Annotated in this window: 20 protein-coding genes; 12 read left to right on the top strand and 8 right to left on the bottom strand. The window is 56.6% G+C overall.

What is annotated here, in order from left to right:
- Positions 1–19 precede the first annotated feature (19 nt).
- Positions 20–877, top strand: a complete 858-nt coding sequence (gene nfo, locus IM284_RS11320) for a deoxyribonuclease IV (RefSeq protein ID WP_041909003.1) — start codon at positions 20–22, stop codon at positions 875–877.
- Positions 878–923: 46 nt separating this feature from the next.
- On the opposite strand, the gene fruA is transcribed toward nfo, so the two are convergent.
- Genes fruA through fruB form a run of 3 tightly spaced genes read right to left on the bottom strand, consistent with a single transcriptional unit; the run spans position 924 to position 4694 of the window.
- A complete protein-coding gene (fruA, locus tag IM284_RS11315) occupies positions 924–2609 on the bottom strand; it encodes a PTS fructose transporter subunit IIBC (protein WP_028013869.1) in 1686 nt (561 codons plus the stop codon).
- 16 nt (positions 2610–2625) lie between these two features.
- Positions 2626–3564 (bottom strand): 1-phosphofructokinase, encoded by a 939-nt coding sequence (gene fruK, locus IM284_RS11310; protein WP_010433510.1) that lies wholly within the window; start codon positions 3562–3564, stop codon positions 2626–2628.
- A complete protein-coding gene (gene fruB, locus IM284_RS11305; protein ID WP_047367965.1) occupies positions 3564–4694 on the bottom strand; it encodes a fused PTS fructose transporter subunit IIA/HPr protein in 1131 nt (376 codons plus the stop codon). Before fruB ends, fruK begins: the two co-directional genes overlap by 1 nt.
- Positions 4695–5055: 361 nt before the next feature.
- On the opposite strand from fruB, the gene setB reads away from it, so the two are divergent.
- A complete protein-coding gene (gene setB, locus IM284_RS11300; RefSeq protein ID WP_045259727.1) occupies positions 5056–6237 on the top strand; it encodes a sugar efflux transporter SetB in 1182 nt (393 codons plus the stop codon).
- Here the strand turns inward: setB and IM284_RS11295 are convergent.
- The gene (locus IM284_RS11295) at positions 6234–6488 is read right to left on the bottom strand and encodes a YkgJ family cysteine cluster protein (protein ID WP_028013872.1); all 255 of its coding nucleotides are present in this window, start codon (positions 6486–6488) and stop codon (positions 6234–6236) included. The two genes, setB and IM284_RS11295, sit on opposite strands and share 4 nt — an antisense overlap.
- A gap of 162 nt (positions 6489–6650) precedes the next feature.
- On the opposite strand from IM284_RS11295, the gene yeiP reads away from it, so the two are divergent.
- On the top strand, positions 6651–7223 hold the full coding sequence (gene yeiP, locus IM284_RS11290; RefSeq protein WP_008500940.1) for an elongation factor P-like protein YeiP: 573 nt from the start codon (positions 6651–6653) through the stop codon (positions 7221–7223).
- 45 nt (positions 7224–7268) lie between these two features.
- Here yeiP and uxuA read toward each other — a convergent pair whose 3' ends face one another.
- Positions 7269–8459, bottom strand: coding sequence for a mannonate dehydratase (gene uxuA / locus IM284_RS11285; RefSeq protein ID WP_041908997.1), 1191 nt, complete (start codon positions 8457–8459; stop codon positions 7269–7271).
- A gap of 205 nt (positions 8460–8664) precedes the next feature.
- Between uxuA and IM284_RS11280 the strand changes: the two genes are divergently transcribed.
- The 9 genes from IM284_RS11280 (at position 8665) to yejF (ending at position 20258) form a co-directional block, all read left to right on the top strand.
- Positions 8665–10131, top strand: coding sequence for a mannitol dehydrogenase family protein (locus IM284_RS11280; protein WP_047367966.1), 1467 nt, complete (start codon positions 8665–8667; stop codon positions 10129–10131).
- A 123-nt stretch (positions 10132–10254) separates the two neighbouring features.
- Positions 10255–11241, top strand: coding sequence for a GTP-binding protein (locus tag IM284_RS11275; protein WP_047367967.1), 987 nt, complete (start codon positions 10255–10257; stop codon positions 11239–11241).
- Positions 11242–11274: 33 nt separating this feature from the next.
- A complete protein-coding gene (locus IM284_RS11270; RefSeq protein ID WP_028013876.1) occupies positions 11275–11988 on the top strand; it encodes a phosphatase PAP2 family protein in 714 nt (237 codons plus the stop codon).
- Positions 11989–12403: 415 nt separating this feature from the next.
- Entirely contained in the window at positions 12404–12973 is a 570-nt protein-coding gene (gene mepS, locus IM284_RS11265; RefSeq protein WP_028013877.1) for a bifunctional murein DD-endopeptidase/murein LD-carboxypeptidase, read from the top strand.
- Positions 12974–13101: 128 nt separating this feature from the next.
- The gene (locus IM284_RS11260; protein WP_047367968.1) at positions 13102–14658 is read left to right on the top strand and encodes a cyclic di-GMP phosphodiesterase; all 1557 of its coding nucleotides are present in this window, start codon (positions 13102–13104) and stop codon (positions 14656–14658) included.
- 74 nt (positions 14659–14732) lie between these two features.
- A complete protein-coding gene (locus IM284_RS11255; RefSeq protein WP_028013879.1) occupies positions 14733–16538 on the top strand; it encodes an extracellular solute-binding protein in 1806 nt (601 codons plus the stop codon).
- Between the two features lie 9 nt (positions 16539–16547).
- Positions 16548–17642 (top strand): microcin C ABC transporter permease YejB, encoded by a 1095-nt coding sequence (locus tag IM284_RS11250; protein WP_028013880.1) that lies wholly within the window; start codon positions 16548–16550, stop codon positions 17640–17642.
- Positions 17642–18667: an ABC transporter permease gene (locus IM284_RS11245; RefSeq protein WP_047367970.1), complete on the top strand. Its 1026-nt coding sequence runs from the start codon at positions 17642–17644 to the stop codon at positions 18665–18667. The genes IM284_RS11250 and IM284_RS11245 overlap by 1 nt, the downstream gene beginning before the upstream one ends.
- A 1-nt stretch (position 18668) precedes the next feature.
- Complete coding sequence (gene yejF, locus IM284_RS11240; protein WP_047367971.1) at positions 18669–20258, top strand: microcin C ABC transporter ATP-binding protein YejF; 1590 nt, start codon at positions 18669–18671, stop codon at positions 20256–20258.
- Positions 20259–20261: 3 nt separating this feature from the next.
- Here the strand turns inward: yejF and IM284_RS11235 are convergent, their stop codons facing one another.
- The 3 genes from IM284_RS11235 to rsuA form a co-directional block, all read right to left on the bottom strand.
- Positions 20262–20606 carry a YejG family protein gene (locus tag IM284_RS11235; protein ID WP_028013883.1) on the bottom strand — a complete coding sequence of 115 codons (345 nt, stop codon included), beginning with the start codon at positions 20604–20606 and terminating at the stop codon, positions 20262–20264.
- A gap of 279 nt (positions 20607–20885) precedes the next feature.
- Entirely contained in the window at positions 20886–22082 is a 1197-nt protein-coding gene (locus IM284_RS11230; RefSeq protein WP_193055811.1) for a Bcr/CflA family multidrug efflux MFS transporter, read from the bottom strand.
- Positions 22083–22097: 15 nt separating this feature from the next.
- Complete coding sequence (gene rsuA / locus IM284_RS11225) at positions 22098–22805, bottom strand: 16S rRNA pseudouridine(516) synthase RsuA (RefSeq protein WP_028013885.1); 708 nt, start codon at positions 22803–22805, stop codon at positions 22098–22100.
- Positions 22806–22830: the final 25 nt, after the last annotated feature.

Raw genomic sequence — 22830 nt, 5'->3', positions numbered from 1 at the left:
GGTTAACAGGAGTTTTTGTATGAAATACGTTGGAGCGCACGTCAGCGCTGCAGGTGGCCTGGCGAATGCCGCCATTCGCGCCGCCGAAATTGAGGCGACCGCTTTCGCCCTGTTCACCAAAAACCAGCGCCAGTGGCGCGCCGCGCCGCTCACCGCTGAGGTCATTGACGATTTCAAAGCCGCCTGTGAAAAATACCATTACGGGCCGGGTCAGATCCTTCCCCACGACAGCTATCTGATTAACCTCGGGCATCCGGTGCAGGAAGCGCTGGATAAGTCCCGCGAGGCGTTCCTTGATGAAGTGCAGCGCTGCGAACAGCTCGGGCTGACGCTGCTGAACTTCCATCCGGGTAGTCATCTGATGCAGATTGATGAAGATGCCTGTCTGGCGCGCATTGCCGAATCCATCAACATGACGCTGGATAAGACCAAAGGCGTCACCGCAGTGATTGAAAACACGGCTGGTCAGGGCAGCAACCTCGGCTTTAGGTTTGAACATCTGGCGGCAATCATTGACGGCGTGGAAGATAAGTCTCGCGTGGGCGTATGCATTGATACCTGCCACGCGTTTGCCGCCGGGTATGACCTGCGCACCACCGAGGCCACGAAAAATACTTTCGAGGAGTTCGAGCGCGTTGTTGGCTTTAAATATCTTCGCGGTATGCACCTGAACGATGCGAAAAGCGCGTTCGGCAGCCGCGTTGACCGCCACCACAGCCTGGGCGAAGGCAATATCGGTCACGATGCCTTCCGCTTTATTATGCAGGACGCCCGCTTCGACGGTATTCCGATGGTGCTGGAAACCATCAATCCGGATATCTGGGCGGAGGAGATTGCCTGGCTGAAGGCACAGCAAACCGCAGAACAGGCGGCATAAAAAAAGCCGGGTTGCATTAGCACCCGGCTTTTTTATTGCTTAGTGCTTACGCTGCTTTTGCCACAACTTCCGCTTCCGGACGTTTCAGCACCGCGTAAGACAGGCCTGCCACCAGCGTACCGGCAACAATCGCCAGCAGATAACCCAGTACCGGGGTGATGGCGCCAGGGATCAGCAGGACGAACAGACCGCCGTGCGGTGCCATCAGCTTCGCGCCAATCGCCATGGAGATGGCGCCCGTTACCGCGCCGCCGACGATACAGCACGGCAGAACACGCATTGGGTCACGCGCCGCGAACGGAATCGCACCTTCGGTGATGAAGCACAGGCCCAGCACCAGCGCCGCTTTACCGCCTTCCTGCTGCGCTTTGTCGAACTTACGACGGGCAATAATCGTCGCCAGGCCAAGCGCCAGCGGTGGCACCATACCGGCCGCCATGATCGCCGCCATCGGCGCGTAGGTCTGGGTACTCAGCAGGCCAACGCCAAAGGCGTATGCCGCTTTGTTCACCGGGCCACCCATGTCGGTACACATCATGCCGCCGAGGATTGCGCCCAGCAGCACCGCGTTCGCCGTGCCCATGGTTTGCAGCCAGTGGGTCAGGCCCGCCAGGATACCCGCAACCGGCTTACCAATCAGGTAGATCATCGCCAGACCGACCACCAGGCTGGAGATGAGTGGAATGATCAGGATTGGCTTCAGCGCCTCCATACTCTGCGGCAGCTTCAGCTTCGAGCTAATCAGCTTCGCGACGTAACCCGCGAGGAAACCGGCGATGATACCGCCAATAAAGCCGGAGCCGGTGCTCACTGCCAGCATACCGCCGATAAGACCCGGGGTCAGACCCGGACGGTCAGCGATGGAGAAAGCGATAAAGCCCGCCAGCACTGGCACCATCAGCGCGAACGCTGAACCGCCGCCGATCTGCATCAGCGCAGCCGCAAGCGTCCCTTCTTCTTTAAATGCCGTAATACCAAACGCGAACGACAGTGCGATACACAGGCCGCCCGCAACCACCATCGGCAGCATGTAGGACACGCCGGTCAGCAGGTGACGATATGCGCCCGCAGACTCTTTTTTGCCTTCGGTCGGCGTTTTTGCTGCGCCGGTGGCCTGATACGGTTTGGCTTCTGCCAGGGCCTTATCAAACTCCTGCGCGGTTTTTTTCAGCGCCAGGCCGGTAGAGGTGCGGTACATCGGTTTGCCGGCAAATTTCGCCAGATCCACTTCGATATCTGCCGCCACAATCACCAGATCGGCCTCAGCGACCTCTTCCGGCGTAATGGCATTGCCCGCACCCACGGAGCCACGGGTTTCAACCTTCACCCACCAGCCGCGTTTTTTCGCTTCGGTTTCAATGGCTTCAGCCGCCATAAAGGTGTGCGCCACGCCCGTCGGGCAGGCCGTGACCGCGACAACACGTTTCGGACCCGAGGCCGCAGCCGGAGCCGCTGCGACAGGCGCGCTGTAGACTGTCGCGTGACCTTTCGCTTCGCTCAGGAACAGTTCCGGGTGTGCCACCGCGCGATTAATATCGCCCAGCCACACTTTTTTGCCGTTCAGCGCGCTGTCAGCGGGAATTTTATCGCCCAGGACAATCGCCAGTTCGGCATCGCCTGGGTTATCAATGATGTCCAGGTGTGCTTTTTGTGCCGCCGCGCCCAGCAGGGTCTTCGCCATGTAGGCGCGAGCCTGTCCGAGACCGGAGTCAATGATCAGCAGCGTTTTCATTATTCCTCTCCTGCTGTTAGTTAAAAGGTTTTAAGTCAACGCGCGCCATCATCGCGGCTAACTGGGTACGATCGGTAATACCGACATTGCTCTGGCTCACGGCCAGGGCTGCAACGGCGGTGGCAAGACGTAACGTATGTTCACTGGATTCACGCATCAGCAGGCCGTAAATCAGGCCGCCAACCATAGAATCCCCTGCGCCAACGGTGCTCACCACTTCCATTGACGGCGGTTTGGCAATCCATTCACCTGAAGCGTTAACCCACAACGCCCCTTCTGCACCCAGCGAGATCACCACGTGAGCAATACCCTGCTCGCGCAGCGCATGGGCGGCCTCAATCACATCTTTTAATTCCGGCAGCTTGCGTCCTGCCCAGATCTCCAGCTCGCGGCGGTTTGGCTTCACCAGCCACGGAGAGGCTTTCAGACCCGCCACCAGCGCATCGCGGCTGCTGTCGAAGATAATGCACGGGCACTGGCTGCGCAGACGCGTCATCCAGTCGGTAAACGCTTCCGGGCTGACGCCGGACGGCAGGCTGCCGCTGACGCACACCATATCGAACTGGCCCAGCCAGGTCAGGGAGTCGGTCACAAAGCGCTCCCAGTCAGCTGGCGTCACTTCGAAACCGGAGAAGTTAAGATCGGTCACTTCGCCGTCTTTTTCCGTCAGCTTAACGTTGATGCGGGTACGGCCCTGCACAACCTGGAAACGGTTGGCAATGCCCAGCTCGCTGAACAGCTGCTGGAAGCCATCCTGGTTATCTTTACCGAGGAATCCGCCTACGGTGACGTCGATACCGAGATCCTTGAGCACCTTCGCGACGTTAATCCCTTTGCCCGCAGCATGCAGGCCAGTGGTACGCACGAGGTTAACTTCGCCGCGCTCAATTTCCGGGCAAAACCCCACCAGGTCATAAGCCGGGTTCAGCGTAATAGTCGCAACACGTCTGCTCATTATGCGCCCTCCCCCAGACCTGCCGCGATGGCGTCGCCAATTGCTTTCAGCGCCTGTTCAGCATCTACGCCCTGCGCGGTGAAGCGCAGGCGATGGCCTTTCTTCACGCCCAGCGCGACGACTTTCATCAGGCTACGGCCGTTGGCCGGTTTGCCCGAACCATCCAGGTTGGTCACGGTAATCTCGCTTTCAAATTGTTTAATGGTGTTGACCAGCATGGTGCCCGGACGGGCATGCAGGCCGTGTTCGTTGCGCACCACGAACTCGGCGTTCAGCACGTCGTCCGTTAGCGCGTCGTCGCTGGTCAGCAGCGCCAGCACGGTCGCCGCATCGGCGTTCAGCAGTTTTTCAGCTTTATTGTTCAGCAGCAGATCGCCCAGACGCTTCAGCACCGAAACCGGCTGCTCATCGTTCATCGCCACGGTCACCAGCATGGCTGCTGTCTCGCCCTCAACGTCGAACGCGGTGGCGGCGCGGCTCACTGCAATTGCGCTGCGCAGGTTGCCTTCAGCGCTGTCGTTCAGCCAGATGCCCTGGCCGAGATTCAGCGGTTTATCGTTAATCACGCGCGTCACAAAGGTGGCATCAGCGGCACCCGCTTCTTTCAGGCGACCCGCGTTCAACGCCTGCAGCGTGACCAGGTCGGAGGCCACAACATCCAGCGTCAGCGTGTCGTTATCCAGCTTCAGCGCTTCACTCTGTTTTTCGCCCATCAGCAACGCCCGCAGCTCTTCAGCGGTTGTTGCAGACTTCAGCTGTTCCGCCACGGAGTCATCGCTCAGGACATGCGTCAGCTGACGCAGCAGGCCTAAGTGTTCGTCGCTGCTCGCCGCGATACCGATAGCAACATAAGCCACCTGGCCGTCGCCCCAGAGCACGCCCTGCGGGAACTGATAGACCTTAACGCCGGTTTTCAGCACCTGGTCGCGGGTGTCGGTTGTGCCGTGCGGAATGGCAATGCCATTGCCGAGGAAGGTGGAGGTCTGCTGCTCGCGCGCCAGCATACCGTTTACGTAGCCGTCCGCGACGTTACCCGCCTGCACAAGGGCAGCGGCAACCTGACGAATAGCCTCTTCTTTATCCCCGGCCTGAGCGCCCGGGTGAATATCCTGAACAGATAACTGGAACATGGTTCTCCTCTCCTGCTGAAAGTGAATCGTTTCAGCTTACATGAGAAAAAATGCGCTAGCCTGCTCCGTTTGTTAAAACAAGATAGCGCTGAAACGTTTCAAAAAGTCTTGCGCTTTCTGCAATGGCTTGCAAGAAATGTCGTATTTCCGATATCAGAATTTAGAGATACTGCACATTTCTTCTGCGTTCAGCTAAATTTTGCTGAACTTCAGCAAACCAGTTTCAGCTAAGTTCAGCCAGGTGGGGAGTAAGTTGAAATGCCATTTTGATTTTTCGTGGGGTAATTGACGTCACCCACTGTTTATTTTTTAACTGACGGCGTAAACTCCGCCCCTCTCTGTTACTCGCTAATTATAAAACATGCATAACACCCCTGCGGCCACCGCGCCGAAGCCCTTTGATTTGACGTCAACGGCGTTCCTGATTGTTGCCTTCTTCACGGGCATTGCCGGTGCGTTGCAAACCCCGACGCTGAGCCTGTTCCTGACCAACGAAGTTCACGCCCGTCCGGCGATGGTTGGCTTCTTTTTTACCGGAAGCGCCATCATCGGCATTCTCGTCAGCCAGTTTCTCGCCGGTCGTTCCGACCGCAAAGGCGATCGTAAAAGCCTGATCGTTTTCTGCTGTCTGCTGGGGGTGCTGGCCTGCGTCCTGTTTGCCTGGAACCGTAACTATTTCATTCTGCTGTTCATCGGCGTTTTTCTGAGCAGCTTTGGCTCAACCGCCAACCCGCAGCTGTTTGCCCTTGCCCGCGAACATGCCGACCATACCGGGCGGGAAGCGGTGATGTTCAGCTCGATATTGCGCGCTCAGGTGTCACTGGCATGGGTAATTGGCCCGCCGCTGGCCTACGCGCTGGCAATGGGGTTTGGCTTTACGGTGATGTACCTGAGCGCGGCGGTCGCGTTTGTGGCGTGCGGGGCAATGGTATGGTTTTTTCTGCCGTCAATGCGCAAAGAGCCCAAAGTGGCAACGGGCGTGCTGGAAGCGCCGCGTCGTAACCGCCGCGATGCCCTGCTCCTGTTTGTTATCTGCACGCTGATGTGGGGCACCAACAGCCTGTATATCATTAACATGCCGCTGTTTATTATTGATGAGCTACACCTGCCGGAGAAGCTGGCCGGCATTATGATGGGCACCGCCGCGGGTCTTGAGATCCCGACCATGCTGATTGCAGGCTATTATGCGAAGCGTTTTGGAAAGCGTTTTTTAATGCGCATCGCGGCCGTCGCCGGGCTGCTATTCTACGTTGGCATGCTGACGGTCCATACGCCAGCCCTGCTTCTTGCTTTACAGCTGCTGAACGCCGTGTATATCGGCATCCTGGCGGGGATTGGCATGCTCTACTTCCAGGATCTGATGCCGGGGCAGGCAGGTGCCGCCACCACCCTTTATACTAATACTACCCGCGTGGGCTGGATCATCGCGGGCTCGATGGCCGGTATCGTTGCCGAGATCTGGAACTACCACACGGTATTCTGGATTGCGCTGGTGATGTGTACGCTGACGATTGGCTGTCTGGCGAGGATCAAAGACGTTTAAGGCGCGGTGAGCGCTTCAAGCTCCAGCAGCCAAGTCATTGCCTGCGCGCGCGTGCTGCCGCACATTTCAGCTGATGGCTGAAGCCCGGAACAGACCTTCGGGCGCAGGGGAGACTCAAAGATCATACACAGGTTGGATTCAGAGAGCTGAACGCAGCGGGTATTGGCGGGCTTGCCTTCAGGCATGCCTGGAATGGGGCTTGAAATGGACGGAGCGGTACAGCACGCGCCGCAATCTGGACGACAATCCATACATGCTCTCTCGGTGGCGAACACCCGTACAGTCGGGCATCGGGCGCACAGTAACACCTTTTGCGTATTGATAGCAAAAGCCACGAATTCCACTTGCCTGAAAGGCCGCGCGCGAGTAATTTGGCGCGATATTTTTTACCTCCCGTAGACAGGATTACTGCAATGCCAAGAGCGAACGAAATTAAGAAAGGTATGGTACTGAATTACAACGGCAAATTGCTGATTGTGAAAGACATCGACATTCAGGCACCAAGCGCCCGTGGTGCAGCGACGCTGTACAAAATGCGTTTCGCCGATGTGCGTACCGGCCTGAAGGTGGAAGAACGTTTTAAAGGTGACGATATCGTTGATACCGTGACCCTGACCCGCCGCTACGTTGATTTCTCCTACATCGACGGCAACGAATACGTGTTCATGGATAAAGAAGATTACACCCCGTACATCTTCACCAAAGATCAGATCGAAGAAGAGCTGCTGTTCATTCCTGAAGGCGGTATGCCAGACATGCAGGTACTGACCTGGGACGGCGTGCTGCTGGCGCTTGAACTGCCGCAGACCGTGGATCTGGAAATCGTTGAAACCGCGCCGGGCATTAAAGGCGCGTCAGCAAGTGCGCGCAACAAACCAGCGACCCTGACCACCGGTCTGGTTGTTCAGGTGCCGGAATATCTCTCCGCTGGCGAGAAGATCCGCATCCATATTGAAGAAAAACGCTATATGGGTCGTGCTGACTGATTATGGCATTTGTCGGGTGGCGGCTTCGCCACCCGACAATTCCGGTTACAAAAGCTCCGGATACTTCGTCATCTTCAGCGCCAGCTCGACCCCTCGCACTTCCGCCATCCCCTTCAGGCGGCCAATCGCCGAATAGCCCGGGTTGGTTTTCTTACGCAGATCGTCCAGCATCTGGTGTCCGTGATCCGGACGGAACGGAATAGGACGTACATCGCCCGCCTGCTTGCGACGCGCCTCTTCAGCCAGAATAGCGTCCACCACCGCGACCATATTCACATCACCGCCAAGGTGCGCGGCCTCGTGGAAGGTCTTTGGATTCTCCTCCCGGCAGGTCGCACGCAGATGCGTAAAGTGAATACGATCGCCAAAGGTTTCTATCATCCGCACGAGGTCATTATCAGCGCGCACGCCGTAGGAGCCGGTACACATGGTAAAGCCGTTATAGATGCTGTCGACCGTCTCTTTCAGCCATTGCATATCTTCAATCGTAGACACGATACGTGGCAGGCCGAGAATAGGACGCGGCGGATCGTCCGGGTGTACCGCCAGACGCACGCCGGCTTCTTCCGCAACCGGAACGATAGCGCGCAGGAAATACGCCATGTTTTCACGCAGCTGCTGCTTATCAATATTGCCGTATTCCGCCAGACGCGCGCGGAACTGATCCAGCGTGTACCCCTCTTCCGCACCCGGCAGGCCAGCAATGATATTGCGGGTCAGCTTCTCAACGTCCGCTTCACTGGCGGCATTGAACCATTCAAGGGCCTGCTGCTGCTCTTCAGCGGTGTAATCCGCTTCGGCGCCCGGGCGTTTCAGAATGTGCAGCTCAAACGCCGCAAAGGCAATCTGGTCAAAACGCAGCGCTTTCGAGCCGTCCGGCATCTGATATTCCAGGTCGGTACGCGTCCAGTCCAGAATCGGCATGAAGTTATAGCAGACCGTATCAATGCCGCAGGCCGCCAGGTTGCGAATGCTCTGCTGATAGTTTGCAATCCAGGTCCGGTATTCCCCGGAATGGGTTTTGATATCTTCGTGAACCGGAATGCTTTCTACCACAGACCAGGTTAACCCCTTCTCCGCCAGCAGCGCCTGACGCTGTTGAATCTCCTCAACCGGCCATACCTGGCCGTTAGGAATGTGATGCAGCGCCGTGACGACACCCGTTGCGCCAGCCTGACGCACATCATCAAGAGAAACCGGATCGTTCGGCCCGTACCAACGCCAGGTTTGTTCCATTGCCTCATCCTCTCAAGTTGTTATACCAATATGGGTTACTGCAATGACGACTACCATACATGTTTACCGTGAAGGGTCAACACGCCGCCACACATTGATTGATCAAACTCACAGAACGGGGATATTTACGGCTTACCAATTTTATTTGCTGTCATATAACTTTAGACTGGCATTGTTAATTAATGGTTAATCAGGTGTGTATTTCATGAAGACAATTGCCTCAACCGCCCTTCCAGCCCAGGTTCAACAACCGCGCTACGATCGTCATCAACTGCGCTCCCGCATCGTCCATTTCGGCTTCGGTGCGTTTCACCGCGCGCATCAGGCATTGTTAACAAACCGGGTGCTGAATGAAAAAGGCGGCGACTGGGGAATTTGTGAGATTAGCCTGTTCAGCGGCGACGTGCTGATGAGCCAGCTGCGCGCGCAGGATCACTTGTTTACCGTGCTGGAGAAAGGAGCTGAAGGAAATCAGCCGATTATTGTCGGGGCCGTGCATGAATGCCTGAATGCAAAGCTGGACTCTCTGCCCGCGATAATAGAGAAGTTTTGCGAGCCGCAGGTGGCGATTGTGTCGCTCACCATTACGGAGAAAGGCTACTGCATCGATCCCGCGACCGGTAAGCTGGATTTACAAAACGCCCGGATCGTCCACGATCTGGAAAATCCCGCTGAGCCGCATTCCGCGCCGGGGATCCTGGTCGAAGCCCTTAATCGCCGCCGCGAGCGCGGCTTGCCTGCGTTTACCGTGCTTTCCTGCGACAACATTCCGGACAACGGCCACGTGGTGAAAAATGCGGTGCTTGGCATGGCGCAAAAGCGCTCCCCGGCGCTGGCAGAGTGGATCGAGGGCCACGTGAGTTTTCCGGGAACGATGGTCGACAGAATTGTTCCCGCCGCGACGGAGGCCTCGCTTGCGGAAATCGCCGACGCGCTCGGCGTTGACGATCCGTGCGCCATAAGCTGCGAGCCGTTTATTCAGTGGGTAGTGGAAGATAATTTTGTCGCCGGGCGTCCGGAGTGGGAAGTGGCGGGCGTTCAGATGGTGCAGGACGTTCTGCCCTGGGAGCAGATGAAATTACGCATGCTTAACGGCAGCCACTCTTTCCTGGCGTATCTGGGGTATCTCGCCGGGTACGCGCATATTAATGAATGCATGGAGGACGCCACCTTCCGCGAAGCCGCCCGGCGGCTAATGCTGGATGAACAGGCGCTTACGCTGCGTATAAAGGATGTCGACCTGACTGCCTATGCCGACAGCCTGATCGATCGCTTTGCTAACCCGGCGCTGCAGCACCGTACCTGGCAAATCGCGATGGACGGTAGCCAGAAGCTGCCGCAGCGAATGCTGGATGGCATCCGCGTCCACCTTGAGCGTAAAACAGAATGGCCGCTGCTGGCGCTGGGCGTCGCTGGCTGGATACGCTACGTCAGCGGGTTCGACGAACGCGGCAACGCGATTGACGTTCGCGATCCCCTCAGCGATAAAATCCGCACGATTGTCGAGGCCAGCAGCGACGCTGACCGCGTCAATGCGCTGCTGGGGCTGAGCGAGGTCTTCGGTCACGATCTCGCGCAAAATAGCGTTTTCGCTGAGGCTGTCAGCCAGGCCTACCAGCGCATCACCCGCCGTGGCGCACGCCAGGCTGTTATTGAAACGTTAAATCTTTAGCGATTATTGCGCTTAATGCGAACGGACATTGCCTCCGTTCGCCCTCCCCCTTCTCATTGCGCCCGTTTTTCGCCAGGATAAGAGCATAGTGTTATAGCATCACAATTCTCTTGCGGAGCGCACGTGACCAAAACCAACCTCATCACCGGTTTTCTCGGCAGCGGTAAAACCACCTCTATTCTTCATCTGCTGGCGAATAAAGATCCCGCCGAGAAATGGGCCGTGCTGGTCAATGAATTCGGCGAAGTGGGCATTGATGGCGCGTTGCTATCATCCAGCGGCGCAATGATTAAAGAGATCCCCGGCGGATGCATGTGCTGCGTAAACGGCTTACCGATGCAGGTAGGCCTCAATACGCTGCTGCGTCAGGGCAAACCGGACCGCCTGTTGATTGAACCTACCGGTCTGGGCCACCCGAAGCAGATCCTCGATTTACTGACCGCCCCGGTTTACGAGCCGTGGATCGATCTTCGCGCCACGCTGTGCCTGCTCGATCCGCGTCAGCTTCTGGATGAAAAAGCGGTGGCCAATGAGAACTTTCGCGATCAGCTCGCCGCAGCAGACGTTATTGTCACCAATAAAGAAGATCGCGCCACGGCGGAAAGCCGGGCCGCGCTGGACGCGTGGTGGCAGCATTTCGGCGGCAATCGGACGCGGGTGCAGGCCACGCAGGGGAATATTGATAGCGCCCTGCTGGATCTTCCCCGCCTGAACCTGGCGCAACTCCCGGCCAGCGCAGAGCATGCGCATCACCATTCTGCAAAGCAGGGTCTGGCCGCGCTTAGCCTGCCGGAACACCAGCGCTGGCGTCGTAACCTTAACAGCGGTCAGGGGTATCAGGCCTGCGGATGGATTTTCGATGCCGACACCGTTTTCGATACCATTGGTATCCTTGAGTGGGCCAGGCTTGCGCCGGTCGACCGCGTGAAAGGGATCATGCGCACGCCAGACGGACTGGTGCGGATCAACCGCCAGGGCGACGATTTCTTTATCGAAACGCAAAACGTCGCGCCACCTGACAGCCGAATAGAGTTAATTAGTGCGGTTAACGCCGACTGGAATGCCCTACAGTCCAGCCTGTTGAAGCTTCGTTTAAGTTCGGGCGGCTAACGTTGCCCCAGTTTTCACTCAATGCAGAACGTTATGACGACTCGAATTCCCCAGATACTACTGCTTAATGTCGCCGGTCTGGCGCTCTTTTTCTCCTGGTATATCCCGGTGAATCACGGTTTCTGGTTCCCGCTGGATTCATCCCTGTTTCATTTCTTCAACCAGGGGCTGGTGAAGAGTGACGCCTTTCTGTGGCTGGTGGCAATTACCAATAACCGCGCCTTCGACGGCTTTTCCCTGCTGGCCATGGGCTGCCTGATGCTCTCTTTCTGGCTCAAAGAGGATGACACGGGGCGTCGCCGCATCCTGATTATCGGACTGGTGATGCTTCTGGCTGCGGTGATCATTAATCAGCTGGCGCAACATCTGATGCCGGTAAAACGTGCAAGTCCTTCGCTCTCTTTCCCGAATATTTATCGCGTGAGTGAACTGCTGCATATTCCAACAAAAGATGCCTCGAAGGACAGTTTCCCGGGCGATCACGGCATGATGCTGCTTATTTTTTCTGGCTTCATGCTGCGCTATTTCGGTAAGAAGGCGTTCGCAATCGCCCTGCTTATTGTGGTGATATTTGCCTTCCCACGCGTGATGATTGGCGCGCACTGGCTGACGGATATTGTCGTGGGTTCCCTTTCCGCGGTGCTGATTGGTCTGCCGTGGGTTCTGATGACGCCTTTGAGCGATCGCCTAATTACCCTTTTCGATCGCTATCTTCCGCGTAGAAAGCAACAAAAATTGAACAAATAATTACCGTTTTTTAACGCAAACTATCGGGGATCATCACGATCCCTGATAATGCCCTTCCCGCGATCTTTCTGCGCTGTCATATTCTTGTCATCACATTCGTGATAAAAATGAATCAATTGCACGATTACGCGGCGGATCTGCCGCTATTTTGTGCAATGACAAATTTTTACTTTCTGTATCACAATTTCTTATAAAAAAAAGGCTCTTTTTACTCGCAATAGCCCTGGCAATCGGTTAATCTCGAACTCGTTTTGCCCCATGGAGATAATTATTTCGATGGTGAATAATTTTGTGCGCTGCACCACAAATGTCACCAGAAACAATTGTCTCAATGTGAACAGATAATTAGTCTCGTCACGTTTGGCATTTTTATAACGATATTTGTCGTTAAGGACTTCAAGGGAAAATAAACAAAATGGTCAAATCTCAACCGTTTCTGAGATATATCTTACGGGGGATCCCGGCGATAGCAGTCGCGGTACTGTTATCTGCATGTAGTACATCGAACACCGCAAAGAATATGCATCCTGAGACGCGTGTTGTGGGAATGGAAGATTCCTCTTCACTGCAAGCCTCTCAGGATGAATTTGAAAATATGGTACGTAATCTGGACGTGAAGTCCCGCATTATGGACCAGTATGCTGACTGGAAAGGCGTGCGTTACCGTCTTGGCGGCAGCACTAAAAAAGGCATTGATTGTTCCGGCTTTGTACAGCGTACCTTCCGCGAGCAATTTGGGTTAGATCTTCCGCGTTCGACCTACGAACAGCAGGAGATGGGCAAGTCGATTTCACGTACCAAACTGCGCACCGGTGATTTAGTGCTGTTCCGTGCAGGTTCTACCGGTCGACATGTGGGCATCTACATTGGTAATGACCAGTTTGTACATGCCTCCACCAGCAGCGGTGTGACCATTTCCAGCATGAATGAACCGTACTGGAAGAAGCGCTACAACGAAGCGCGCCGCGTACTGACCCGCAGTTAATATGATAATTGTATCGTTGGTTATCCCTTGGCTGGCGATACAATAAAAAAAAAGCACTGCTTCGGCGGTGTTTTTTTTTGCCCGTTACAATGAATACAATCAGCGGCAATTCAGGAACCACGACGTTTATGCTCACCCGCTACTTCTCCAGTCATCGAAAGATACTGTTCCTCAGTATCATTACCGGCCTGATCGCCGCCCTGCTCCTGGGTTCATTGCAATTTTTCTGGAGCTACCACAAGCGGGAAATCCGATTCGATACGTTGATCATGGATGTGCGCATCTACATGGAGAGCTATTTTGACGAGCTGAAAGCCTCCATCGACGTGCTCCAGCCGCTGACGCTCAATAATTGCCAGGACGTTAACGCGGAGCTGACCTCGCGCGCGGCCTTCAGCCTCAACGTACGCGCCTTCCTGCTGGTCAGAGACAAAATGGCGTTCTGCTCGTCAGCCACAGGCCCAATGAATGCCCCGATGGAGGAGCTGATACCCGAGCTGCACATCAACAAGCAGGTTGATATCGCACTGCTCCCCGGCACGCCCATGCTGCCCAATAAGCCCGCGATTGCCATCTGGTATCGTAATCCGCTTGTGAAGGACGGCGGCGTATTCACCTCGGTGAATCTCAACCTGACGCCGTACCTGCTTTACACCGCGCGCCAGGACGAGTTTGCAGGCATCGCGATCGTCATCGGCGACAATGCGTTATCCACTGCCTCAAGCGCCCTCGTCAAAGCGAAGGATTTACATGAAACGCCGGCGCGCACCGCGACGCTCAAAGACGTTCCTCTGACCATCAACCTGTACGCCGAGGAGTGGACGACCGATGAGATACTTTACGCCCTGTTCTTCGGGCTGGTGTGCGGGATTGCGGCAGGGTCGCTTAACTTCTACATCCTCACGACGCGTCTCAATCCGGGCAAAGAGATTCTGAGCGCCATCAAGCGCGGCCAGTTTTATGTGGTTTATCAGCCCGTTGTCGACGCCAAATCGCTCAGGATGACCGGGCTTGAAGTGCTGATGCGCTGGAAGCACCCGACCATGGGTGAGATCCCGCCGGACGCCTTTATCAATTTTGCCGAAGCGCAGAAGCTGATTGTTCCGCTCACGCTGCATCTTTTTGACCTGATTATTCACGATGCGCCAGTGCTACAGACCGTGCTGCCGCCGGGTGCCAAAGTGGGCATTAATATCGCGCCGGGGCATCTGCATGCGGAAAGCTTCAAAGACGATATGCGCACCTTCAAAGCCCTGCTGCCGCCTGATTACTTCCAGATCGTACTGGAAATTACCGAGCGCGACATGCTGAACCATCGGGAAGCTAACAGCCTCTTCGAATGGCTGCATAACGAAGGGTTTGAAATTGCCATCGACGATTTCGGCACCGGCCACAGCGCGCTGATTTATCTTGAACATTTCACCATGGACTACCTGAAAATCGACCGTGGCTTTGTCAACGCCATTGGCACAGAAACCGTGACCTCCCCGGTGCTGGATGCCGTACTGACGCTGGCAAGACGACTGAATATGTCGACCGTTGCGGAAGGGGTGGAAACACCGGAACAGGCGGCCTGGCTGCGCGAGCATGGGGTTAATTATCTGCAGGGTTACTGGATTAGCCGCCCGATGCCGCTGGAGCAGTTCCGCACGTGGCAAAATACAGTGTCGCCTGACGGGGAATAATTTCACATTGCCCGTGGCGTCACTTATTATTCAGCTTAACTGAGCCGGTCTGTAAAAGAGGGAGCCGCCGCGAGATGTTTATGCGCTTTATGTTGCTTTGGTTGGCAGTCGTGAGCCTGTCCAGCCAGGCGCAAACCATCAAAGAGAACATCGCGTTCGCCGTGATTGGCGAGCCAAAATACGCGGTCAATTTTACGCACTTCGATTACGTCAATCCTGCCGCCCCTAAGGGTGGAAAGGTCACGCTCTCGGCTACGGGAACGTTCGACAACTTTAACCGCTTCGCCCTGCGCGGCGTGGCCGCGGCGCGAACGGAATCGCTCTATGACACGCTTTTTGTCACGTCGGATGATGAACCCGGCAGCTATTACCCGCTGATTGCCGATAACGTGCGCTATGCGGATAACTTCGCCTGGGCCGAAATTACCCTAAACCCCAGGGCCCGCTTTCACGACGGCACGCCGGTCAAGGCCAGCGACGTCGCTTTTACGTTTCATAAATTTATGACCGAAGGCGTTCCCCAGTTCCGCATTGTGTATAAAGGCGCAACGGTGCGCGCCATTGCGCCCCTCACCGTACGCATTGAGCTGAGCGAACCGAACAAAGAGAATATGCTTAGCCTGTTCTCGCTGCCGGTTATGCCTGAATCGTTCTGGAAAAACCATAAGTTAAGCGATCCGCTCTCCACGCCGCCGCTGGCCGGTGGCCCTTACCGCATTACCGACTGGCGCATGGGGCAGTACGTGGTCTATTCCCGCGTGAAAGATTACTGGGCGGCTAACCTGCCGGTAAACCGCGGGCGCTGGAATTTCGACACCCTTCGCTATGACTACTACCTCGACGATAACGTGGCGTTTGAAGCGTTCAAGGCCGGTGCCTTCGATTTACGCGTGGAGAACAGCGCCAAAAACTGGGCGACCCGCTATATCGGCAAAAACTTCACGAAAGGCTACATCGTGAAAGACGAGCACAAAAACGAATCCGCCCAGGACACGCGCTGGCTGGCGTTTAATATTCAGCGCCCGGTATTTACCGACCGCCGCGTTCGGGAAGCCATTTCCCTGGCCTTCGATTTTGAATGGATGAACAAAGCCCTGTTTTACGGGGCGTACAGCCGCGCGAACAGCTATTTCCAGAACACCGAATATGCCGCGCGCGACTACCCTAAAGCCGACGAACTGCTCCTGCTGGCGCCGCTGAAAGCGGAAGTGCCGCCGGAGGTGTTTACCACGGTGTTTCAGCCGCCCGCTTCAAAGGGTGACGGCTACGACCGCGACAACCTGCTGAAGGCCAGCAAGCTGCTGGATGAGGCAGGCTGGCAGTTGAAGAACCAGAAACGCGTCAATGCGAAAACCGGCAAGCCTTTAAGCTTTGAACTGCTGCTCTCCTCCGGCGGCAACGATCAGTGGGTGCTGCCGTTTAAGCACAACCTTGCGCGGCTGGGGATCACCATGAACATTCGCCAGGTCGATAACGCGCAGATCACCAACCGCATGCGCAGCCGCGATTACGACATGATGCAACGCCTGTGGCCCGCACAGCCGTGGCCCAGCTCGGATCTGCAAATCTCCTGGGCCTCCAGCTACATCGACTCCTCGTACAATGCGCCAGGCGTAAAAAGCCCGGCGATTGATGCCCTCATTGCGAAAATTGTGGCGGCGCAGGGCGATAAAGATAAGCTCTTGCCGCTTGGTCGCGCCCTCGACAGGGTGTTAACCTGGAACTACTACATGCTGCCCATGTGGTATATGGGCGAAGACCGCCTTGCGCGCTGGGACAAGTTCTCCGTGCCTGCCGTGCGCCCTGTCTATTCTCTGGGCTTTGACACCTGGTGGTATGACGTGAATAAAGCCGCCAGACTGCCCGCCGAGCGGCGATAAGGAATTATCATGGGTGCCTATTTAATACGCCGTCTTCTGCTGGTCATTCCCACGCTGTGGGCCATTATCACCATTAACTTTTTTATCGTGCAAATTGCCCCGGGCGGGCCGGTCGACCAGGCCATTGCCGCCATTGAGTTTGGCAACAGCGGCGGCATGCCCGGCGGCGGCGGCGAAGGCATGGGCGCCAGCCATGCGCGAACCGGCGTGGGGAATATCAGTGAAAGCCACTACCGCGGCGGGCGCGGGCTGGATCCTGAAGTGATCGCCGAGATCACCCATCGCTACGGCTTTGATAAGCCGATACACGAGCGCTATTTCAAGATGCTCTGGGATTATATCCGCTTTGATTTTGGCGATAGCCTGTTCCGCAGTGCGTCCGTATTAACGTTGATCAAGCAAAGCCTGCCGGTTTCGGTCACGCTGGGGCTGTGGGGGACGCTGATTATCTATCTGGTCTCTATACCGCTCGGGATCCGAAAAGCGGTGCATAACGGCAGCCGCTTCGATATCTGGAGCAGCACCTTCATCATCATCGGCTATGCTATTCCGGCGTTTCTGTTTGCCGTTCTGCTGATTGTCTTCTTTGCCGGAGGCAGCTATTTCGACATCTTCCCGCTGCGGGGGCTGGTCTCCGCCGATTTCAGCACGCTGCCGTGGTACCAGAAAATCACCGACTATCTCTGGCATATCACGCTGCCGGTGCTGGCGACGGTGATCGGCGGGTTTGCCGCCCTGACCATGTTAACGAAAAACGCCTTTCTCGATGAAATCCGCAAGCAGTATGTCGTGACCGCCCGCGCCAAAGGGGTCAGCGAGAAGCAGATTATGTGGAAACACGTTTTCCGCAACGCCATGCTGCTGGTGATTGCCGGATTTCCAGCCACGTTCATCAGCATGTTTTTTACCGGCTCGCTGCTGATTGAGGTGATGTTCTCGCTCAACGGTCTCGGCCTGCTGGGCTACGAAGCCACCGTATCGCGCGATTATCCGGTAATGTTTGGCACGCTCTATATTTTCACTCTGATTGGCCTGCTGCTGAATATCATCAGCGATATCAGCTATACGCTGGTCGATCCCCGAATTGATTTTGAGGGCCGCTGATGCCGCGTTTAAGCCCCGTTAACCAGGCCCGCTGGGCCCGTTTTCGCCATAACCGCCGCGGCTACTGGTCGCTGTGGATTTTTGCTGTCCTGTTTGTCCTGAGCATGTGTTCGGAGCTGATCGCCAACGACAAACCGTTGCTGGTGCACTTTAACGACTGCTGGTACGTGCCGGTCCTGGCTAACTACAGTGAAAGCGACTTCGGCGGCCCGTTTGCCACCCCGGCGGAGTACCAGGATCCGTGGCTGCGCCAGCAGATCGAACAGCACGGCTGGGCCCTCTGGGCTCCGGTACGCTTTGGCGCCAACAGCATTAACTTCGCGACCACAACCCCCTTCCCTTCTCCGCCCTCTGCGCAAAACTGGCTGGGAACAGACGCCAACGGCGGCGACGTGCTGGCGCGCATCCTCTACGGTACGCGGATTTCTATTCTCTTTGGACTGATGCTGACCGTCTTCTCCAGCGTAATGGGCGTAGTGGCCGGCGCCGTTCAGGGCTACTACGGCGGAAAAATTGACCTGTGGGGGCAGCGTATCATCGAAGTCTGGTCCGGTATGCCAACGCTGTTTCTGATCATTCTGCTTTCCAGCGTGGTACAGCCGGGCTTCTGGTGGCTGCTGGGCATCACCGTTCTGTTTGGCTGGATGGCGCTGGTGGGCGTGGTGCGGGCAGAGTTTCTGCGCACCCGTAATTTCGACTATATTCGCGCCGCGCAGGCGCTTGGGGTGAACGATCGCGCAATCATCTTCCGCCATATGCTTCCCAATGCGGTGGTGGCGACCCTCACCTTCCTGCCCTTTATTCTGTGCAGCTCCATCACCACCCTCACCTCGCTGGACTTTCTGGGCTTCGGCCTGCCACTGGGGTCGCCGTCGCTCGGCGAACTGCTGCTGCAGGGCAAGAACAACCTGCAGGCGCCGTGGCTGGGCATCACCGCCTTTCTTTCCGTGGCCGTGCTGCTTTCGCTGCTGATTTTTATTGGCGAAGCCGTGCGCGATGCCTTCGATCCCAACAAGGCGGTATAAGATGACGCAGCCTCTTCTCAGTATTGATCGCCTGTCGATTGCCTTCTCGAAGCAGGGCGAGACCCGTACCGTGGTCACCGACCTGTCGCTGCAGATCCAGCGCGGTGAAACGCTGGCGCTGGTGGGTGAATCCGGTTCGGGCAAGAGCGTCTCGGCGCTCTCCATCCTGCGTCTGCTGCCCTCCCCGCCCGTGAGCTATCCGCAAGGGGATATTCTGTTCCACGGCAGTTCGCTGCTGCACGCTGATGAACATACCCTGCGCGGTATTCGCGGCAATAAGATTGCCATGATCTTCCAGGAGCCGATGGTGTCGCTCAACCCACTGCATACGCTGGAAAAACAGCTCTATGAAGTGCTGTCACTTCATCGGGGGATGCGCAAAGAGGCCGCGCGGGGCGAAATTCTGGATTGTCTGGAACGTACAGGCATACGCAACGCGGCCAAACGGCTGAATGATTTTCCGCATCAGCTCTCCGGCGGCGAACGCCAGCGGGTAATGATTGCCATGGCCCTGCTCACGCGCCCCGAACTGTTGATTGCCGACGAGCCGACGACGGCGCTGGACGTCACGGTGCAGGCGCAAATTCTGACGCTCTTGAGGGAGCTGCGTGACGAGCTGGACATGAGCCTGCTGTTTATCACGCACAACCTGAGCATCGTGAAAAAGCTGGCCGACAGCGTCGCGGTCATGCAAAACGGGCGCTGCGTTGAACAGAATACCGCGTCCACGCTGCTGAACGCGCCGCAGCATCCCTATACGCAGCGCCTGCTCGACAGCGAACCTTCCGGCGACCCGGTGCCTCTCACGGCAGACAGCACACCGCTGCTGCGCGTCGATGATTTATCCGTCTCGTTCCCGATCCGCAAAGGCGTTCTGCGGCGCATCGTTGACCAGAACCCGGTGCTGAAAAATATCCGCTTCTCGCTGCGACCGGGTGAATCCCTGGGGCTGGTGGGCGAATCCGGTTCGGGGAAAAGCACTACCGGTCTGGCGCTGCTGCGCTTAATTGCCTCTCAGGGCGAGATCCTGTTTGACGATATGCCGCTGCACCGCTGGAACCGCCGCCAGATGCTGCCCGTGCGGCCCCGCATGCAGGTGGTATTTCAGGATCCCAACTCCTCGCTTAACCCACGCCTCAGCGTGTTGCAGATTATCGAAGAGGGGCTGCGCGTTCACCAGCCTGGCCTGAGTGCGCAACAGCGGGAACAGGAGGTTATGCAGGTGATGGCGGAAGTGGGCTTAGATCCCGACACTCGCCACCGCTACCCTGCGGAATTTTCCGGCGGACAGCGCCAGCGTATCGCCATCGCCCGCGCGCTGATCCTGAAACCGGAGCTGATTATTCTGGATGAACCGACCTCGTCTCTGGACAGAACCGTACAGGCGCAGATCCTGGCGCTGCTCAAAGGGCTACAGGAAAAGCACCGGCTGGCCTATATCTTCATCAGCCATGATCTACAGGTGGTGCGGGCGCTATGCCATCAGGTGATTGTGCTACGACAGGGTGAGGTGGTCGAACAGGGTGATTGCCAGCGCGTATTTACTGCGCCAACGCAGAGCTACACGCGCCAGCTGCTCGCGGCAGACTAGCGCTTAAAACGGATACTGGCCGGAGAAAGGTTCAGCAATCGCAACGCCAAAGTTTTTCAGGCGGCAGGTCGCGGCGAATTCGTCCTGGCTTTTGACGAACAGGCACGGCTCCCCTTCGCACTCCAGTACGGAGCTGTCCACTTCGATATCCGTCAGGGCCTGGCTGAGACGCTCCATCACCCGCCACGCATTTTCGTCGCTCGGGCTCAGCAGCTTGAGCGCCACCAGGCAATTCTCACAGCCCGCGACGCTTTGCGGAATCGGTTCAACTTTCGAACCTGCAAAACCCGCCGACCAGCGATAGCTCTGGGGCAAGCGATGGACAATGGAGAGTTGTAATGTATTCACGTTCGTTCCCCGGAAGCAAAATTTACTTCACAATTTATTTACATTTATAGTAACACATCATCGCCAACCTGCACTATTCAGCGCTTTTTTATCGGTATCGAGGCTCGCGTCGGCGCTATATGTACCCGTTTCTGCGATCTAACTCAACCTTTTTGAATACAATGATGTGACTTTTTACATAAATAGATTTTACATAAAATAAACAAACACGGAATAAACGAACGCGAGTTTGGTTGATATGCGTCAACAAAAAAAGCCCTTTCGGGCCTTATCTGCGCGTTAGTGCGCCGCTTTTCGCGGCCGACTGGCGTAAAGACAGAAAAGCACAGAGCTGGTTGCGCAAAAAGCCATCGCCCACAGCATAGGCCAGGCCGTAGTAAAGGTCGCCATAGAGAGTAACGCCCCGACGATGGCACCAATCCCGAAGCGGAAGGTTCCCGCTAGTGACGATGCGGTTCCCGCCATGTGCGGGAATTCGTCGAGGATCACCGCCATCGCATTGGACGAGATCATCGACACGCAGCCGACAAAGGCCGCCACGCCGATCACCAGCGCCCAGAAGTCCACGTCCAGAAACGCGCTCACCACCAGCCAGACCGCCATCACAAACTGGATCCACAGCCCGGCGCGGAACATGTTCAGCGCGCCCACCCGCCGGACAAAGCGGCTGTTAATGATGGTCAGGACAAACAGGAAGACGATATTGAGCGCAAAATAATAGCCAAAGTGCTGCGGCGAAACGTGGTTCAGCTCGATATAGACAAACGGCCCGGCACTCAGGAAGGAGAACATTCCGGCGAAGCTGAACCCGCTCGCCAGCATGTAGCTCAGCACCCGCTTGTGGCGAAACAGCGAGGCAAAGTTGCCTATCGTGGTTCGAATATGAAATTTCTGGCGGCGCTCGACGGGCAGCGTTTCATCAATAAAGAAGAAAATCATCGCCGAGGCCAGCAGCGCGGCCAGCGCCAGGATCCAGAAAATTGCGTGCCAGCTAAACCACACCAGCACCGCACCACCGGCCATCGGTGCCACCAGCGGCGCAATCGTCGTCACCAGCATGACGAACGACATCATGCGGGAGAACTCTTCTTTCGGGTAGATATCACGCATCAGGGCGTTGATCACCACGCTCGCGGCAGCGGCGGCCAGCCCGTGCAGGAAGCGCATGATAATCAGTTGATCGATACTCTGCGCCAGCGCACAGGCGACCGCTGCGGCCGCAAAGACCAGCGTCCCGCCAAGAATAACCGGCTTACGCCCCAGGCTGTCGGCCATTGGGCCATACAGCAGCTGTCCGAGCGCGAAACCGAGAATATAGGTGCTGAGCGTCATCTGCGCGCTGCCTGCCGGTACGCCAAACTGGGCGGAAATCACCGGCAGCGCAGGCAGATACATGTCGATAGACAGCGGCATCAGCATCGCCAGCAGGCCAAGAATGAAGACAATTTTGAACGACGAGTGTGGCCTGGTGGTCACAGGGTTCTCCTGAAATTAGTGCGAAGGCAGACCGACGCTGGCAATCTCTTCTTCCGTCAGCGGACGATATTCACCGGGTGCCAGGTCGGGATCGAGCGCAATCGCACCGATGCGTTCACGGTGCAGGCCCACAACGTGGTTACCCACGGCGGCAAACATGCGTTTCACCTGATGGTAGCGTCCTTCGCTGATGGTCAAACGGACTTCCGTCGGGGTGATGACCTCAAGCACGGCGGGTTTGGTCAGATCCTTTTCATTATGCAGCTGAACGCCTTTCGCGAATTGCTCTGCCGTGTCATCCGCAACCGGTGACTCCAGCGTGACCAGATAGGTTTTCTCGCAGTGGTGGCGCGGGGAAGTGATGCGATGCGACCACTGACCGTCGTCGGTCATCAGCACCAGACCGGTGGTATCGATGTCGAGGCGGCCTGCGGCATGCAGCTTGTGCGCCACCGGCTCGTCGAGGAAATAGAGCACCGTCGGGTGATCCGGATCGTCCGTTGAGCAGACATAGCCTTCCGGCTTATTGAGCATGAAATAGCGGGGACCGTGCTGCTGGGTCAGCGGATTGCCGTCGTACTCAACCTGATGGTCAGGCTGCAGTTTGAACGCGCTGTCTCGCACAATGTCGCCATCCACGGTAACGCGGTTGGCGCGAATTTCACGCCCGGCAATAGCGCGGCTTACGCCGAGTTGCTGAGCGATAAACTTATCAAGTCGCATGAAATCTTTTTAGCCTTAATGGTGC

It is taken from the genome of Enterobacter cloacae complex sp. P12RS (assembly GCF_014895875.1).
In the GTDB taxonomy this organism is placed as follows: Bacteria; Pseudomonadota; Gammaproteobacteria; order Enterobacterales; family Enterobacteriaceae; genus Enterobacter; species Enterobacter bugandensis.
This window is presented reverse-complemented; position numbering and strand designations above follow the sequence as displayed.